The organism is Achromobacter mucicolens (assembly GCF_029866465.1).
In the GTDB taxonomy this organism is placed as follows: domain Bacteria; phylum Pseudomonadota; class Gammaproteobacteria; order Burkholderiales; family Burkholderiaceae_B; genus Achromobacter; species Achromobacter mucicolens.
Window position 1 is genome coordinate 4,314,889 of record NZ_CP123364.1, and the last position, 16,045, is coordinate 4,330,933.

The 16,045-nt window shown below is 69.1% G+C and carries 16 protein-coding genes; 12 read left to right on the forward strand and 4 right to left on the reverse strand.

Translation table 11 applies throughout. The annotated features are described in order from the left end of the window. Nucleotides 1-5 precede the first annotated feature (5 nt). Together QEP15_RS19785 and QEP15_RS19790 are read right to left on the reverse strand one after the other, a co-directional pair. Nucleotides 6-530, reverse strand: coding sequence for a chromate transporter (locus QEP15_RS19785; RefSeq protein ID WP_056326514.1), 525 nt, complete (start codon nt 528-530; stop codon nt 6-8). Further along, nucleotides 527-1,105, reverse strand: coding sequence for a chromate transporter (locus QEP15_RS19790; protein WP_152382335.1), 579 nt, complete (start codon nt 1,103-1,105; stop codon nt 527-529). Before QEP15_RS19790 ends, QEP15_RS19785 begins: the two co-directional genes overlap by 4 nt. 136 nt (nt 1,106-1,241) lie before the next feature. Here QEP15_RS19790 and QEP15_RS19795 point away from each other — a divergent pair, with 136 nt between their 5' ends. The 12 genes from QEP15_RS19795 (at nt 1,242) to QEP15_RS19850 (ending at nt 11,626) form a co-directional block, all read left to right on the forward strand. Then, nucleotides 1,242-2,174 carry a LysR family transcriptional regulator gene (locus QEP15_RS19795; RefSeq protein ID WP_152382336.1) on the forward strand — a complete coding sequence of 311 codons (933 nt, stop codon included), beginning with the start codon at nt 1,242-1,244 and terminating at the stop codon, nt 2,172-2,174. 91 nt (nt 2,175-2,265) lie between these two features. Continuing rightward, nucleotides 2,266-3,084, forward strand: a complete 819-nt coding sequence (murI, locus tag QEP15_RS19800; RefSeq protein ID WP_152382337.1) for a glutamate racemase — start codon at nt 2,266-2,268, stop codon at nt 3,082-3,084. Nucleotides 3,085-3,167: 83 nt separating this feature from the next. Then, nucleotides 3,168-3,593, forward strand: a complete 426-nt coding sequence (locus QEP15_RS19805) for a universal stress protein (protein ID WP_152382338.1) — start codon at nt 3,168-3,170, stop codon at nt 3,591-3,593. A 9-nt stretch (nt 3,594-3,602) separates the two neighbouring features. Next, a complete protein-coding gene (locus tag QEP15_RS19810; RefSeq protein WP_142053724.1) occupies nt 3,603-4,031 on the forward strand; it encodes a universal stress protein in 429 nt (142 codons plus the stop codon). A gap of 48 nt (nt 4,032-4,079) precedes the next feature. Continuing rightward, nucleotides 4,080-5,396: a PQQ-dependent sugar dehydrogenase gene (locus tag QEP15_RS19815; RefSeq protein WP_280147909.1), complete on the forward strand. Its 1,317-nt coding sequence runs from the start codon at nt 4,080-4,082 to the stop codon at nt 5,394-5,396. Nucleotides 5,397-5,476: 80 nt separating this feature from the next. Beyond that, the gene (locus QEP15_RS19820) at nt 5,477-6,181 is read left to right on the forward strand and encodes an SDR family oxidoreductase (protein WP_062838720.1); all 705 of its coding nucleotides are present in this window, start codon (nt 5,477-5,479) and stop codon (nt 6,179-6,181) included. A 119-nt stretch (nt 6,182-6,300) separates the two neighbouring features. Further along, a complete protein-coding gene (locus QEP15_RS19825) occupies nt 6,301-7,851 on the forward strand; it encodes a DUF1800 domain-containing protein (RefSeq protein ID WP_280147910.1) in 1,551 nt (516 codons plus the stop codon). Then, nucleotides 7,848-9,224: a DUF1501 domain-containing protein gene (locus QEP15_RS19830; RefSeq protein ID WP_280147911.1), complete on the forward strand. Its 1,377-nt coding sequence runs from the start codon at nt 7,848-7,850 to the stop codon at nt 9,222-9,224. Before QEP15_RS19825 ends, QEP15_RS19830 begins: the two co-directional genes overlap by 4 nt. 97 nt (nt 9,225-9,321) lie before the next feature. Next, on the forward strand, nt 9,322-9,786 hold the full coding sequence (locus QEP15_RS19835; protein ID WP_152382343.1) for a GNAT family N-acetyltransferase: 465 nt from the start codon (nt 9,322-9,324) through the stop codon (nt 9,784-9,786). 104 nt (nt 9,787-9,890) lie between these two features. After that, nucleotides 9,891-10,259, forward strand: a complete 369-nt coding sequence (locus QEP15_RS19840) for a COG4315 family predicted lipoprotein (RefSeq protein WP_056326478.1) — start codon at nt 9,891-9,893, stop codon at nt 10,257-10,259. A gap of 24 nt (nt 10,260-10,283) precedes the next feature. After that, complete coding sequence (locus QEP15_RS19845; RefSeq protein ID WP_280147912.1) at nt 10,284-10,814, forward strand: RNA polymerase sigma factor; 531 nt, start codon at nt 10,284-10,286, stop codon at nt 10,812-10,814. Continuing rightward, complete coding sequence (locus QEP15_RS19850) at nt 10,811-11,626, forward strand: anti-sigma factor family protein (RefSeq protein WP_175155149.1); 816 nt, start codon at nt 10,811-10,813, stop codon at nt 11,624-11,626. The genes QEP15_RS19845 and QEP15_RS19850 overlap by 4 nt, the downstream gene beginning before the upstream one ends. A 44-nt stretch (nt 11,627-11,670) precedes the next feature. Here QEP15_RS19850 and QEP15_RS19855 read toward each other — a convergent pair whose 3' ends face one another. Together QEP15_RS19855 and uca are read right to left on the reverse strand one after the other, a co-directional pair. Then, the gene (locus tag QEP15_RS19855; protein ID WP_280148933.1) at nt 11,671-12,399 is read right to left on the reverse strand and encodes a GntR family transcriptional regulator; all 729 of its coding nucleotides are present in this window, start codon (nt 12,397-12,399) and stop codon (nt 11,671-11,673) included. Further along, complete coding sequence (gene uca, locus QEP15_RS19860; RefSeq protein WP_280147913.1) at nt 12,396-16,034, reverse strand: urea carboxylase; 3,639 nt, start codon at nt 16,032-16,034, stop codon at nt 12,396-12,398. The genes QEP15_RS19855 and uca overlap by 4 nt, the downstream gene beginning before the upstream one ends. Between the last annotated feature and the right edge of the window lie 11 nt (nt 16,035-16,045).

Sequence of the window (16,045 nt, forward strand, 5' to 3'; positions counted from 1 at the left end):
CTACGCTAACCGATACCCAGCAAACCGGCCAGCGCGCCGCCGAACAGCAGCCACAGCGGATGTATGCGCGTGCCGCTACCCAGGATGGCGACGACGGCGGTGATCGCGCCCAGCAGCCAGGTGTGCACGGACGCCTCGGTGATGAGCGAGGCGCTGGCGGCGACCAGCCCCACGGTCATGGGGAAGATGCCCGCCTGGATGACGCCGCGCCACGGGCGGTCCTTGAATTTTTCCCAGAGGCCCAGCGCGAAGACGGTGATGAGCGACGACGGGCCGAACTTGGCGATGGTCGTGGCCAGCAGGCCCGGCAGGCCGGCGACGTGCCAGCCGACCAGCGTGACGACCATCAGGTTGGGCCCCGGCGCAGCCTGGCCCAGCGCAAAGAGCGCGGAGAAGTCGGCGGCCGTCATCCAGCCGTGGACCTCGACGACCTGGCGCTGCATCTCGGGCAGGATGGTGTTGCCTCCGCCGAAGGCCAGCACGGACAGTTCGGAAAAAATGAGGACAAGGGCGACAAGGGTATGGATCATCGGCGTTGCCTCCAGACCATCAGGATGCTGAGCGGCGTCAGCACCAGCATCGTGGGCAGAAGCGGAATGCGCAGGACGGCGATGGCGATGAAACAGGCGGTGGCGACCACACCCGCAAGCCAGTCGCGGCGCTTGACGACCGGCATGCCGATCTTGACCGCCATGGAGATCAGCAGCCCGGCGGCGGCCGCCGCCAGGCCGGCGAACAGATGCTGGATGTCGGGATCGTTCTGGAAACGGTCATAGACCATGCCTAGCATGACGACGATGATGGACGGCGCGAGGATCAGGCCCATCAGCGCGGCGAACGCGCCGCGCGGGCCGCGGAATTTCATGCCCAGGGCGACGGACAGGTTGATGATGTTGCCGCCCGGCAGGAATTGGCACAGGCCCAGCAGTTCGGTGAACTCGGCGCCGGTCAGCCAGCGGTGCTTTTCGACGACCATGCGCCGCGCCAGGGGCAAGGCGCCGCCGAAGGCGGTCAGGCCCAGCATCAGAAAACCGTGGAACAGCTGGCCGCAAGTGGGGGGAGGCCGTAAATCGGCCTCGTCGGTGGAGAGTGCTGCGTTCGTCATTGTTGTGGCCGGCGCGGAACCGGCTAAGGGAGCTGGCGCGGGGAACGCGCCAGGGGTGGATCACGAGATTGCAGGCTACTCCTCGCGTCAGATAATGTCTAATATATGACTCGTCAAATACTCATATCTACAGAATATGGCAAGCGTTGATTTGCGGCTGTTGCGGTACTTCCTGGCCGTCGCCGAGGAATCCCATCTGACCAAGGCGGCGGCCCGGCTGGGCATCCGCCAGCCGCCGCTCAGCCAGCAGATCCGCGTGCTGGAGGCGGAGCTGGGCGTGACGCTCTTTCACCGGCTGCCGCGCGGCATGGAGCTCACCGAAAGCGGGCGCGCGCTGCTGGAAGACGCGCGCAACATCATCGCCCTGGTGGACCAGGCCGTGGACGGCGTGCGGCGCGTGTCGCAGGGCGAGGCGGGCCGCTTGACGGTGGGATTCACGGGCTCGGCGGCGTTTCATCCGTTCGTGCCGTCGGTCATCCGGCGTTTCCGCGAAAGCGCGCCGCACGTGCATCTGGTGCTCGAAGAAAGCAGCACGGGCGAGCTGCGCGAGGCGGTCGCCGAGGGGCGCATCGATGTCGCGTTCATCCGCGGCGCGCATGGCGCGGACCCCGGCGTGCAAATGGAAACCGTGCTCGAGGAAGCCATGCTGGCGGCCTTTCCGGCCGACCACCCGGCCGTCAGGGGCCGCGCGCGCAAGCGCATCTCGCTGTCGGAGCTGGCGGACGAATCGCTGATCCTGTACCGGCGTCACAGCGGCCCGGGGCTGTACGACGCCATCATCAGCGCATGCCGCGCCGAAGGTTTCAGCCCCCGCGTCACGCAGGAAGCGCCACGCATGCTGTCCACCCTGAGTTTCGTCGCCGCGGGACTGGGCGTGTCGCTGGTGCCCGCGTCGCTGCGACGCGTGAACATCGAGGGCGTGGTGTATGTCAGCGTCACCCATCCGGCGACGCTGCGCGCGCCGCTGAACCTGATCTGGCGCGACGCGCCCCTGTCCGGCGCCGCCCGCAAGCTGATCGACGAAGCGCGGCGCCAGCGCGACGAACCCGGGGCGGGCGAGAGCCCCTGACGCGGGGCCGCCTATGGTCCGCCCCTTTGGCCACCCCTGCCCCGGCGCTACACTTGCCGCCACCGCATCCTGCAATGACCCACGGCTTTCCATGCTTTCCGAATCTCCCATCGGCGTGTACGACTCCGGCGTCGGCGGGCTGAGCGTCGTCCGGGCCATCCGCGACCTGCTGCCCCACGAGCCGCTGCGCTACGTCGCGGACTCCGCCCATGTGCCCTACGGGGAAAAGACCCAGGCCTTCGTCGAGCAACGCGCCTGCGCCATCGCCGACTACTTCGTGTCGCAGCGCGCCCGCGCCATGGTGGTGGCCTGCAACACCGCCACGGCCGCGGCCATCGCGCTGCTGCGCCAGCGCCATCCGGCGCTCATCATCATCGGCGTCGAACCGGCCATCAAGCCCGCCGCGCACCTGACGCACACGGGCGTGGTGGGCGTCTTCGCCACGACCGGGACGCTGGCCAGCCCCAAGTTCGCCGCGCTGGTACAACGCGAGGCGCCCGAGGTTCGCATCGTGCTGCGGCCCTGCCCGCAATGGGTGCGGCTGGTCGAGCAAGGCGTGCTCTCGGGCCCCGAAGCCGCCGAGGCCGTGCGCGGGCCGGTCGCCGAACTGCGCGAGGCCGGGGCGGACGTCCTGGTGTTGGGCTGCACGCACTTTCCCTTCCTGCGCGACGTGATCCAGGACGCCGCCGGCCCCGGCGTGCCGCTCTTGGAGACGGGCGCCCCGGTGGCGCGCTGGCTGCGCCACCAGCTGCATGAACGCGGCCTGCTGGCGACCCAAGGTCCGGGCGCCCTGCAGTTGCAGACCACGGGCGACGCCGACGCGCTGGCGCAGCTGGCAAGCCGCCTGCTGGGTACGCCCATGCCGGCCGGCACGGTGCCCGACGCGTGGCGGGGACTGCGCCCCGCTTGATCTGCCGCAGCGCCGGGAGGCGCCGGCGGGGCGAATGTGAGATACAGTGGAACGCACGCCCCCACGGCCCGCAAGGAGACGCCATGAAACGCATCCTGATTCCCGTCGATGGTTCGGAAACTTCCCTGAACGCGGTCAAGGCGCTGCTCGATGCGCGCCGCTACGACCCGGTCGAACGCGTGGACCTGCTGACGGTCCAGATGCCCTTGAAGGCCGGCGCGTTCGGCAGCGGCCTGTCGCAGGAAGAGATCGATGCCTATCACCACGAGGAAGGCGAGGCCGCCGTGCAGGCCGCCAGCGCGCTGCTGACGCAGGCCGGCGTGCCGTTCGACGTACACATCGAGGCCGGCGCGGCTGCCGAGACCATTACGCGCGTGGCCGATGAAACCGGCGCCCACGAGATCTTCATGGGGACGCGCGGCCTGGGTTCGGTGTCGGCGCTTTTCATGGGGTCGGTCGCCACGGGCGTGCTGTCCCTGACCGAACTGCCCGTCACGCTGGTCAAGTAAGGAGCCTCCATGCTGAACATTCTCGTTCCCGTCGACGGCTCCGACAACGCGGACCGCGCCGTCGACTATGCCCGCCGCCTGGCGCAGGGCGCAACATCCGCGCGCATCCACCTCATCAACATCCAGACGCCGCCGCGCGGGCGCGCCGGGTTGTCGCGCCTGATCACGCAGGACATGATCGACGATTTTTACGCCCGCGAAGGCCGCGAAGCCACCGAAGCCGCGCGCAAGCTGCTGGACACGGCCGGCGTGGACTACGTCAGCCACGTGATCTTTGGCAACGCGCCCGCCGAAATCGCCGGCTATGCGCAGGACCACCGCTGCGCCCGCATCGTCATGGGCACGCGCGGCAACGGCAAGCTGACCAACATCCTGATCGGCTCGGTGGCCAATCAGGTGGTGCAGCTGGCGCAGGTGCCGGTCACGCTGGTGAAGTAAGCCCGCCTGGGTATGATGGGGCGACTTGCAAGCCCTGGAGTCCCCATCATGGTCAACCTGCGTTTCGCGCTGGCGGCCGCCCTGGCGCTGACGTTGCTCAGCGCCTGCGGCGAGGTCGCCAAGCTGCCCGTCGAAGCCGGCATGGGGCCCGCGCCTCAGCTGCCGCCCCCCAACACCACGCTCATTCCCACGGTGAACACGGCCAAGGCCGTGGGCTGGAAGCCGGGCGCGCAGCCGCAGCCCGCGGACGGCCTGACCGTGACGGCGTTCGCCGCCGGGCTGGATCATCCGCGCTGGCTGTACGTGCTGCCCAATGGCGACGTGCTGGTCGCCGAGACCAACGCGCCGCCCAAGCCCGAAGACGCGCCGGGCGGCATCAAGCAATGGGCCGCCGGCCTGGTGATGAAACGCGCGGGCGCCAAGACCGACAGCGCCAACCGCATCACGCTGCTGCGCGACGCCGATCACGACGGCGTGGCGGAAACGCGCACGACGCTGCTGGAAGGATTGAATTCGCCGTTCGGCATGGCGCTCGTCGGCAACCAGCTGTACGTGGCGAATGCCGACGCCGTCGTGCGCTTTCCCTTCGAACCGGGCCAGACGCGCAGCACGGCGCCGGCCGTCAAGGTCACCGACCTGCCCGCCGGCCTGAACCACCACTGGACCAAGAACCTCATCGCCAGCCCGGACGGTTCCCGCCTGTATGTGTCCGTGGGGTCCAACAGCAACGTGGGCGAGAACGGCATGGACATCGAGGAAGGCCGCGCCGCCATCTGGGAGCTGGACGTGGCCAGCTTGCAAAAGCGGCTGTACGCCACGGGGCTGCGCAATCCGGTCGGCATGGCCTGGGCGCCGGACGGCAAGACGCTGTGGACGGCCGTCAACGAGCGCGACGAGCTGGGCAGCGACCTCGTGCCGGACTACATGACCTCGGTGCGCGACGGCGGCTTCTATGGCTGGCCGTACAGCTACTTCGGCCAGCACGTCGATACGCGCGTGCAGCCGCCGCGGCCCGATCTCGTCGCGCAGGCCATCGTGCCCGATTACGCGCTGGGCCCGCACACCGCATCGCTCGGCCTGGCGTGGTCGGGCGGGACCACGTTGCCCGAGCCCTATGACCACGGCATGTTCGTGGGCCAGCACGGCTCGTGGAACCGCGATCCGCGCAGCGGCTACAAGGTGATCTTCGTGCCCTTCGATCAGAACCAGCCCGGCGGGCCGGCCAGGGACGTACTCACCGGCTTTCTGGACGAGAACGGCCAGGCGCAGGGCCGGCCGGTGGGCGTGGCGATCGACAAGCAGGGCGGCCTGCTGGTGGCGGACGACGTTGGCAATGTCGTCTGGCGCGTGGCCGCCAAACCGTAGACGCGCCCCCGCGCAGGTGCTGCGCGCAGCACCTGCCCGCCCCTACAATGGCCGATCCCGAATTCCAGACTGGAGCGAGCATGAGCACGGAAAAAGTGGCGATCCTCACGGCGGCCGGCAGCGGCATGGGTGCGGCGGCGGCGCGCAAGCTGGCGGCGGACGGATACCGCGTGGCCATCCTGTCGTCGTCCGGCAAGGGCGCGGCGCTGGCGCAGGAACTGGGCGGCCTGGGCGTCACCGGGTCGAACCGCTCGCCGGAAGACCTGTCGCGCCTGGTGGACGCCACCCTGCAAAAGTGGGGCCGCGTCGACGCGGTGGTCAATAGCGCCGGCCACGGCCCCAAGGGCCCGCTGCTGGAACTGAGCGACGACGACTGGCACCTGGGCATGGAGTTCTACCTGCTGAACGTGGTGCGCATCACGCGCCTGGTGGCGCCGGTGATGAAGCAGCAGCAATCCGGCGCCATCGTCAATATCTCCACCTATGCCACCTTCGAGCCGGAAGCGCTGTTTCCGACGTCGGGCGTGTTCCGCGCCGGGCTGGCCGCCTTCACCAAGGTGTTCACGGACGAGTACGCGCAGTACAACGTGCGCATGAACAACGTGCTCCCGGGCTTCATCGACAGCCTGCCCGAAAAGGAAGACCGCCGCGTGCGCATCCCGATGGGCCGCTACGGTACGGCGCAGGAAGTGGCGGACCTGATCGCGTTCCTGGCGTCGAGCGCATCGTCCTACATCACCGGCCAGAACATCCGCATCGACGGCGGCATCACGCGCTCCGTGTGACGCGCGCGGGATCGCCGGCCTCATGCGTTTGGCGTAGTCCCTCGTCCGAATGACGGTATTGAAGGCCCCGGCGGGCTTTTAGTACCGTAGGTTTTCACATTCGACGAGGTGTTTGGCGCATGTCCGCTACATCGTCAGCGGCTGCGCCGCAGTCCGCCCCCCCGACTCCCGGCCAGGCTTCGCGCTTTCTGGCGCAGGCCACCTTCGGCCCCACGCCGGCCGACATCGACGCCGTCGTGCGGGTCGGCTATGCCGCCTGGCTGGACGCCCAGCTCGACATGCCGCCATCGCAGACGCATTTCGACTGGCTGCTCCAGACGAACCGCAACACCGAGGCTTTCAAGGGCAACGGCATCAATGCGCCGCTGGAATCCACGCTGTGGCGCAAGTTCATCAGCGCGCCCGATCAGGTACGCACGCGGGTCGCGTTTTCGCTGTCGGAGATCTTCGTCGTCGGCGTGTCCGCCATCACGGCGTCGTGGCCGCTCTTCGGCGCGGCCGGTTTCATGGATCTGCTGGCCAAGCACGCCCTGGGCAATTACCAGGACCTGCTGACCGCGGTGACGCAGAACCTGTCGATGGGCTGCATGCTGACCTATCGCGGCAACCGCAAGGAAGACCCCAGGACAGGCCGCCATCCCGACGAAAATTACGCGCGCGAGGTGATGCAGCTGTTCAGCATCGGCCTGCTGGCGCTGGAGCAGGACGGCACGGTCAAGCTCGTCAACGGCGCGCCCGTGGAAACCTACACCAATGCCGACGTGCAGGGGCTAGCCAAGGTCTTCACGGGCTGGGATATCAACGGCCCGGAAACAGACGTGGAGTTTCACCGCCGCCCCATGGCGCTGAACAACGCGCTGCACTCGATGTCGGAGAAGCGCTTCCTGGGCGCGGTCATCCCGCCCGGCACGGATGGCCACCTGTCGCTCAAGCGCGCCATGGAGGTCATCAGCGCCCATCCCAACGTGGGGCCCTTCATCGGCATGCAGCTCATCCAGCGCATGGTGACCAGCAATCCCAGTCCGGCGTACGTGGGCCGCGTGTCAGCCGTGTTCAATGACGACGGGAAGGGCCAGCGCGGCAACCTGAAGGCCGTGGTGCGCGCGATCCTGCTGGACCCGGAGGCGCGCCAGCCGGACCTGAGCTCGCCCTATTGGGGCAAGGTGCGCGAACCGATCCTGCGCTTTTCGGGATGGGCCCGCGCCTTCGGGGCGGATTCGACCAACGGCGAATGGGCCATGCCCGACACCACCGACAACACGATCCGGCTGGCGCAGAGCCCGATGCGGTCGCCGTCGGTGTTCAACTTCTTCCGGCCCCGCTACGTGCCGCCCGTCACCGAGCTTGCGCGCCGCCACCTGGTTGCGCCGGAGCTGCAGATCACCGACGAGACCAGCATCGCGGGCTATTTGAATTTCCTGGCCATTTACGTGGACCGCGGTTGGGAGGACCTGCAGACCGCCTACACGCCCGAGCTCGCGCTGGCCAAGGACCCGGAGGCGCTGGTGGCGCGCGTGGTGCTGCTGCTGGCGGGCGACGCCTTCAGCGCGCGCACCGCGGCCGCCATCGCCAAGGCCGTGGCCACGTTGCCGCCGGACCGCCCGCGCGACCGGGTCCGCGCCGCCATCATGCTGGTGGCCGCCACCCCGGAATACCTGGTGCAGAAATGACAGACCGCCAAGGCCTCGACCGCCGCAACTTTCTCCTGCGCGCCATGGCGCTGGGCGCCACCCGCGGCGCCGCTCCGCTGGCGCTGAACCTGGCCGCGATCGGCGCCGCCGCGGCGCAATCCGCCCCGCCCGCATACAAGGCGCTGGTCTGCGTCTTCCTGTACGGCGGCAACGATCCGTACAACACGCTCGTCCCCTACGATCCGTCGTCGTATCGCGCCTACGCCGCCGCGCGCGGCGACATCGCGCTCGCGCGCGACGCGCTGCGCGCCACCGTGCTGCGCGGCAAGGCGGACACGCAGGGCGGCATGCAGTTCGCCCTGGCCCCCGCGCTGGCGCCGCTGGCCCCGCTGTACGAACGCGGCGAGCTGGCCGCGCTGTTGAACGTCGGTCCGCTGATCGTGCCCACCACCAAGGCCGAATACATCGGCGCGCGCGTGCCGCTGCCGCCCAAGCTGTTCTCGCACAACGACCAGCAGTCGGTCTGGCAGGCGCTGGCGCCCGAGGGCGCGTCCTCGGGCTGGGCGGGCCGGCTGACCGATCTTTTCGCGGGCGCGAACGCACACCGCACCTTCACCGGCATCACGGCGGGCGGCAGCACGGTGCTGCTGGCCGGCCGCAAGGTGGCGGGCTATCGCGTGGGCATCAATGGTTCCACGCAGATCGACCTGCTGCACCGCGATATGTATGGCTCCAGCGCCTGCACCGCCCTGCTGCGCGAACTGATCACCGAGCCGCGCGAACACCTGATGGAACGCGAGATGTCGCGCATTGCCGCCCAGTCCATCTCAGCCGACACGCGCCTACGCGCCGCCTTGGCCGACGTCGCCGTGCCCGGCGACTTTTCGTCGCCGCTCGCGCAGCAGTTGCGCATCGTGGCGCGCATCATCGCGGCCCGCGACACGCTGGGCGCGCGGCGGCAGGTGTTCTTCGTCTCGCAGAACGGCTATGACAACCACACTGGCCTGTCCGATACGCACCCGGCCTTGCTGAAGGAACTGGGCCAGGCGCTGGCGGCATTCCAGAACGCCCTGTCGGACATGGGCGTGGCCGATCAGGTCACCACCTTCACCGCCTCCGAGTTCGGCCGCACGCTGGGATCCAACGGCAACGGCTCGGACCACGGCTGGGGCGGGCACCACTTCGTGCTGGGCGGCGCGGTCAAGGGCGGGCGCTGCTACGGCGCCCACCCGGAAATCGCACTGAACGGCCCAGGGTTCGTGGACAACGGCCGCCTGCTGCCCACGACAGCAGTGGATCAGCTGGGCGCGGATTTGGGCGCCTGGTTCGGCGCCAGCCGGGACGATCTGCGGACGGTGTTTCCGAACCTGCGGCACTTCGGGCCGGAGCCGTTGGGGATGTTGAAGGGGTAGGCACTAGCGTCCCCCCCACTTCCGATCTATAACCTCAGACACCCCGCTCCGCCATCCGGCGGCGCGCGCGTTTCCACGGTCCTTTCCGCATCGCAACATGAACCTGCCTCCCGATCTAGCGCTCCAGCCCGCCACCGAAGACGACGTGCCGTTCCTGCTGGCCCTGCGCAAGCGCACCATGACGGAACATCTGGAGCGTGCAGGCGTGTCGCTGGACGATGCCGCGCACCTGGCGCGCATCCAGTACCACTTCGATGACGCCCTGATCGTCTGGCTGGGCGGGCGGCCCGCGGGGCTGTTCAAGCATTACCGCGATGCCGCCGGCTGGCGCATCGTGCAGATCCAGATCGATCCGGATTTTCAGGGCCAGGGGCTGGGCCGCCGGCTGGTGGCCGGCGTGCTGGACCGCGCGGACCAGGAAGGGGCGCCCGTCACGTTGAGCGTCCTGAAAGGCAATCCCGCCCGGCGGCTGTACGAGGCGTTGGGCTTTACCCCTGTCATGGAGACCGAGCTGGAACATGAAATGCGGTATGACCCCGGCGCCGTCCGGCCGGGTGGTTGAGCCCTTTGCGGCACATTTTTTTTCCGGACCGCGGAATAAAGCTGCGCCGGCCGGCGTCCGTAGAGGGCAGTCCCCCACAATCCTCCCCACCTACGAGGCACACCATGCGCAAACACACCGCCGCGGCCCTGGCTCTCGCCTGCGCCGCCCTGTTCTCGGCCGGCGCCCACGCCCAGGCCGTCAAGACCCAGGACGGCATCCTGGTCAATAGCGCCGGCATGACGCTGTACACCTTCGACAAGGACTCCGCGGGCAAGAGCGTCTGCGTCGACGCATGCGCGAAGGCCTGGCCGCCCGCCATGGCCGCCGCCGACGCCAAGCCGATGGGCGACCTGACGGTTATCACCCGCGACGACGGCAGCAAGCAATGGGCCTTCAAGGGCAAGCCGCTGTATCTGTTCGCCAAGGACACCAAGCCGGGCGACAAGACTGGCGACAACTTCAAGGAAATCTGGCACGTCGTCAAACCCTGATCCGGACACCTGCCTGATCAGCCCATGCGCGCCGAAGACGAAGCCCAGATCCTGGCCTGCATCCCCAGCCTGCGCCGCTATGCGCGCGGGCTGACGGGCGACCCGGATCGCGCCGACGATCTGGTGCAGGACACGCTGGAGCGCGCATGGAGCCGCTATTCCCGCTGGCAGAAGCGCGGCGAGCTGCGTGCCTGGATGTTCGGCATCATGCACAACCATTTCATCGACGGCGTGCGCGCTGCGGGCCGGCGTAGCGACCAGACGGCGCCCGGCGACCTGCCCGATGCGCCAGTGCGCGCCACCCAGACCGACCAGCTCGATGTGCGGGACCTGGACCGCTGCCTGCTTGCCCTGCCGGCGGAGCAGCGCGAGGTCCTCTTGCTGATCGCCGTCGAAGACCTGTCCTACCAGGAGACCGCACGCATCCTGTCGGTGCCGATCGGCACCGTCATGTCGCGGCTCTCGCGCGCCCGCGAAAAGCTCGGCGCGCTGATGCAGGGCCGCGAACCCGCCAGACGGCTGCGGCCTGTTCCCTCCCCGCGTGAAATGCCATGACCGACAAACGCCTCCATCCGGTTCCCGCCGCGGGCACGCCCATCACGGAAGCCGACCTGCATGGCTATGCCGACGGCCAGTTGTCCGCCACGCGCCGCGCGGAAGTGGCCGCATTCCTGGCCGCGCATCCGCAGGACCAGATCCGGGTGGACGAATGGCAGGCGCAGCGCCGCGCGCTGCACGCCCTGCTGGACCCCGTGCTGGACGAACCCCTTCCCTTGCGCTTGCCCCTGCGCGCGCCGGCACGGACCTGGCCCTGGCGCGCGTTGGCGGCCAGCGTGGCCGTTGCCGTGGTCAGCGCCAGCGCGGCCTGGATGCTGCGCGGCGCCCTGGATGCGCGCCATCTGCAGACGGTGCTGGCCACCGCCAGCCCGGAGCGGGCTGCAGGCGGCTATGCCCAGCGCGCCGCCATCGCCCACGCGGTGTATGCGCCCGACATGGGCCGGCCCGTCGAGGTCAGCGGCGAAAACGAGAAGGCGCTGGTGACGTGGCTGACCAAGCGCATGGGCGCGCCGATGCGTGCGCCGTCGCTGTCGAAAACGGGTTATGAACTCATCGGCGGGCGGCTGCTGCCGGGCGGCGCCGGTCCGGTGGCGCAGTTCATGTATGGCGCGGCCGATGGCCAGCGCCTGACGCTGTACGTCACCCGCGAAGCCGCCGGCGGACAGACTGCCTTCCAGTTCACGCAGGAAGGCCCCGTGCGGGTGTTCTATTGGGTCGAAGGCGAGTTCGGCTACGCCCTCTCTGGCGCCGTCAGCCGCGACGAGCTGCAGCGCGTGTCGCAAGAGGTCTACCGCCAGCTGCAGGGCTAGGCACACCCGCTGCGAGCGGCGAGCGGTGACCTGCGGGCTGCCGCTCAGCCCGCGCTGGCGCGCGCCTCGTGCAGCATGTGCAGCGTGATCTTGCGCACCTCGGCCTTGCTCATCTCGATGTGGGACCGCAGCATGCGCGCGGCCTCCTCTGCCCGGCGCGCCAGGATCGCCCGCAGGATGGCCGCGTGTTCGTCGTACGTGGCGTCCACGCGGAAGTCCTTGGTGAAGTCCAGCCGCCTGACGATGCGGATCTTTTCCGTGACGTCGCGGTGGATCTGCGCCATCTCCGGATTGCCTGCCGCGGCCACCAGCGAGCAGTGGAAGGCTTCATCCAGCTGCGCCACCAGCCGGCCGTCCAGGATGCGCTGCGGCGGCGGCACCAGCCAGACGTCCGTCAGCGCGCCCAGGATGCCGGCCGGATCCATGTGCTCGCGGGCGCACAGCTTTTCCACCGCCGCCTGCTCCAGCACCACGCGCACGTCGTACAGCGCCTCGAAACGTTCGAAGTCGAACGGCCGCACCTGCCACCCGCTGCGCGGCCGGGCCAGCACGAAGCCTTCGCGTTCCAGCCGCGCCAGGCCCAGCCGCACGGGCGTGCGGCTCACGCCCAGCCGCGCCACCAGGTCCGCCTCGGTGAAGCGCTCGCCGGGCAGCATGCGAAAGCCGAACAGGTCATCCTTGATGCGCTGGTAGACCTGATCGGCCAGCGAGCCGGCAAGCGCCGGCGACTGGCGGATGGCGGGCCCGGCCTGGACGGCTTCCAGCCGCATCATCCGGTCACGACGCACGTGGCGTCTTCGGTGATCACGACCAGCGGATCGCCCGCGTTGACGGGCTTGCCGGGCACGCAGCGGATGGCGGACACCGTGCCCGACGCCGGCGCGATGACGGACAGCTCCATCTTCATGGCCTCGACCACCACCAGCGTGTCGCCGGCCGACACGCTCTGCCCCACCTGGACCGGAATCTTCCAGATGTTGCCGCACATGTCGGCGCTGACCAGCCGCTCGCCGTCGCGCAGCACGGTCTCGGCCTCGGGTTCGGCGGCAGGCGGTTCGGCCGCCACGTCCTCGGTCTTCCAGAGCGCCACTTCGGCATCGAACGCCGTCTTCTGACGCGCCTGGAAGGCGGCGATGCTGTCCGCCTGCTCGGCCAGGAAACACCGATGCGCGGCAAAGTCGAACACTTCCTCCTCGATGCGGACCGTGGCGCGGCCTTCGCGGAAGTCCTCGCGCAGGACATCCAGTTCCGCCTCGGTGACGGGATAGAAGCGCACCTGATCGAAGAACCGCAGCAGCCACGGCTTGCCGTCCTGGAATACCGGGTTCTTCAGGAACTTGTTCCAGATGGGCAGCGTGCGGCCCACAAGCTGATAGCCCCCGGGCGAATCCATGCCGTAGATGCACATGTACACCCCGCCGATGCCCACCGTGCCTTCGGCGGTGAAGGTGCGCGCGGGGTTGTACTTGGACGTCAGCAGGCGGTGACGCGGGTCGATGGGCACCGCGCACGGCGCGCCCAGATACACGTCGCCCAGGCCCATGATGAGATAGCTGGCGTCAAAAACAATGCGGCGCACCTCGTCGCGCGCGTCCAGCCCGTTGATGCGCTGGATGAAGTCGACGTTGTTCGGCAGCCAGGGCGCGCTGGCGCGCACCGTTTCCTGATAGCGCTGCACCGCGCCCAGCGTGGCGGAATCCTCGAAGGCCATCGGCAGGTACACGACGCGCGTGGGCACCTTCAGCGTGGCCACATCGGCCAGCCCTTGTTCGATCTCCAGCAGCTTCGCAATCAGCGCGCCCTGCAGGATGACGCGGCTGTCGTAGCGGATCTGCAGCGAGCGCACGCCGGGCGACAGCTCCAGCACGCCGTCAACCGGATCCGCATTGAGCGCTTCCATCAGCAGGTGGATGCGCATGCGCAGCGCCAGGTCCAGCACGTTGTCGCCGTATTCCAGCAGCAGATAGCCGTCGCCGGCTTGCCGGTACGACACCGACGGGCGCGCCCCGTCGGCGGGCAGCGCGGCGATGATGGTCTCCGAGACCGTCGCCGGCACGGGTGCGGGCTCGGTCGCGGCGGGCGCCGCGGGCGCCAGTTCGGCGATGCGGCGGTCCTGCGCGGCTTCCAGTGCCACGGCCTGCGGGTAATCGATGCGCACGAAGCGGATGCGGTCGCCGGGCTTGACCTGCCCCACCTTCCACAGCTCGGCACGCGCGATGGTGACGGGACACACGAAGCCGCCCAGGCTGGGGCCGTCGCGCGTCAGGATCACGGGACTGTCGCCGGTGAAATTGATGCTGCCAATTGCGTATTCGCAATCGTGGATGTTGGACGGATGCAGGCCGGCCTCGCCGCCGTTTTCCCGCGCCCACGTGGGCTTGGGACCGATCAGCCGGACACCCAGGCGATTGGAGTTGTAGTGCACCTCCCAGTCGGCCGCAAAGAAGGCGTCGATGGCGTCGGGCTGAAAAAAGTCGGGCGCGCCATGCGGGCCGTACAGCACGCCGATCTCCCAGGTGTTGCCGTATTCGGGGATCAGCGCGGCGGGTGCGGCCTGCGGCAGCGTCTCGGGCGGCGCGGCCGTGGCGCCCGCCAGTTCGGGACGCACGACGGGCAGCATGTCGCCCACGCGCAGCGTGCGGCCGGCATGGCCGCCAAACTGGCCCAGCGCAAAGGTGGACCGGCTGCCCAAATACACCGGCACGTCCAGCCCGTTGCGCACCGCCAGGTAGCTGCGGCAGCCGGACAGCGCGCGGCCGGTGGCCAGCACCTGTCCGGAAGTGACAAAGATGGGCTGCCACATCGGCACCGGCTCGCCATCCAGCGTGGCCGCGCACGCCGCGCCCGTCAGCGCCACGACGGCATCGCCGTGAAAGCGCAGCGTCGGGCCGATCAGCGTGGTCTCGATGCCGGCTGCGTCCGGCGCGTTGCCGACGATGCGGTTGGCCACGCGAAACGCGTAATCGTCCATGGGACCGGAGGGCGGCACGCCGATGTCCCAGTAGCCCGCGCGGCCGGGATAGTCCTGCACGCTGGTGTAGGTGCCGGCTTCCAGGACCTCGATGGCCGCGGGGCGGTACGCAAAGCCTTCCAGAAACCGCGTGGACAGCTGGCCGGCGCGAAAGCGCGCATCGGCCACGATCTGGCGCAGGTAATCCAGGTTGGTCGCAATGCCGTGCAGGCGCGTGCGCGCCAGCGCGTCGGCCAGCTTGTCCAGCGCGGCCTCGCGCGTTTCCGCATGCACGATCAGCTTGGCCAGCATCGGGTCGTAGAACGCGGGCACGTCGGTGCCGGTCTCGACCCAGCCATCGACCCGCACGCCGTCCGGGAACGACACGTCGGTCAGCACGCCGGGCGATGGCTGGAACTGGCGCAGCGGATCCTCGGCGTACAGGCGCACTTCAATCGACGCGCCTTGCGGGGCGCGCGACATGGCGGCGTAATCCAGCGGCTCGCCCGCGGCAACGCGCAGCATGCACTCCACCAGGTCCAGACCGGTCACGGCCTCGGTCACCGGGTGCTCGACCTGCAGCCGCGTATTGACCTCAAGGAAGTAGAAGCTGTCGCGCGCCGGATCGTAGATGAACTCCACCGTGCCGGCCGAACGGTAGTTCACGGATTCACCCAGCTTGACGGCGGCATCCAGCAGCGCGGCGCGCGTGGCGGCAGGCAGCAACGGCGCCGGGGTTTCCTCGATGACCTTCTGGTTGCGGCGCTGCACCGAGCAGTCGCGTTCGCCCAGCGCCAGCACGCGGCCCGCGCCGTCGCCAAAGATCTGCACCTCCACATGCCGCGCGTTGTCCACATAGCGTTCGATGAACGCACCGCCGTCGCGAAAGAAGTGTTCGCCCATGCGCTGCACGCTGTCGAAGGCAACGGTCAGTTCCGCCTCGTTCTCGCAGCGCGACAAGCCGATGCCGCCGCCGCCCGCCGTGCTTTTCAGCATGACCGGATAGCCGATGCGTTCGGCCTGCGACAGCGCCTCGCCCAGGCTGGACAAGAGACCGGTGCCCGGCGTCATCGGCACGCCCGCGTCAGCCGCCAGTTCGCGCGATCGGTGCTTCAGGCCGAATTCGCGAATCTGCAGCGGCGTGGGGCCGACGAAGGCAATGCCGGCGGCCTCGCAGGCTTCGGCGAAGTCGGCGCTCTCGGACAGAAAGCCGTAGCCGGGGTAGATCGCCTGCGCGCCGTGCGCGCGCGCCGCCTCCAGCAACAGATCCTTGCGCAGGTAGCTGTCGGCGGCCTTCTCACCGCCCAGCGCCACGGCCACGTCGGCCTCGCGCACATGCGCGGCATTGCGGTCCGGATCGGAATAGACGGCCACGCTGCGGATGCCCAGCCGCTTGAGGGTGCGGATGGCGCGGACGGCGATCTCGCCGCGGTTTGCAATCAGAACGGTATCGAACACGATGCGACTCC

Bases quoted from the DNA above. Each gene is read 5' to 3' on its own strand.
- QEP15_RS19785 (WP_056326514.1), bottom strand. From the start codon at position 530: ATGATCCATACCCTTGTCGCCCTTGTCCTCATTTTTTCCGAACTGTCC.
- QEP15_RS19790 (WP_152382335.1), bottom strand. From the start codon at position 1,105: ATGACGAACGCAGCACTCTCCACCGACGAGGCCGATTTACGGCCTCCC.
- QEP15_RS19795 (WP_152382336.1), top strand. From the start codon at position 1,242: ATGGCAAGCGTTGATTTGCGGCTGTTGCGGTACTTCCTGGCCGTCGCC.
- murI (WP_152382337.1), top strand. From the start codon at position 2,266: ATGCTTTCCGAATCTCCCATCGGCGTGTACGACTCCGGCGTCGGCGGG.
- QEP15_RS19805 (WP_152382338.1), top strand. From the start codon at position 3,168: ATGAAACGCATCCTGATTCCCGTCGATGGTTCGGAAACTTCCCTGAAC.
- QEP15_RS19810 (WP_142053724.1), top strand. From the start codon at position 3,603: ATGCTGAACATTCTCGTTCCCGTCGACGGCTCCGACAACGCGGACCGC.
- QEP15_RS19815 (WP_280147909.1), top strand. From the start codon at position 4,080: ATGGTCAACCTGCGTTTCGCGCTGGCGGCCGCCCTGGCGCTGACGTTG.
- QEP15_RS19820 (WP_062838720.1), top strand. From the start codon at position 5,477: ATGAGCACGGAAAAAGTGGCGATCCTCACGGCGGCCGGCAGCGGCATG.
- QEP15_RS19825 (WP_280147910.1), top strand. From the start codon at position 6,301: ATGTCCGCTACATCGTCAGCGGCTGCGCCGCAGTCCGCCCCCCCGACT.
- QEP15_RS19830 (WP_280147911.1), top strand. From the start codon at position 7,848: ATGACAGACCGCCAAGGCCTCGACCGCCGCAACTTTCTCCTGCGCGCC.
- QEP15_RS19835 (WP_152382343.1), top strand. From the start codon at position 9,322: ATGAACCTGCCTCCCGATCTAGCGCTCCAGCCCGCCACCGAAGACGAC.
- QEP15_RS19840 (WP_056326478.1), top strand. From the start codon at position 9,891: ATGCGCAAACACACCGCCGCGGCCCTGGCTCTCGCCTGCGCCGCCCTG.
- QEP15_RS19845 (WP_280147912.1), top strand. From the start codon at position 10,284: ATGCGCGCCGAAGACGAAGCCCAGATCCTGGCCTGCATCCCCAGCCTG.
- QEP15_RS19850 (WP_175155149.1), top strand. From the start codon at position 10,811: ATGACCGACAAACGCCTCCATCCGGTTCCCGCCGCGGGCACGCCCATC.
- QEP15_RS19855 (WP_280148933.1), bottom strand. From the start codon at position 12,399: ATGATGCGGCTGGAAGCCGTCCAGGCCGGGCCCGCCATCCGCCAGTCG.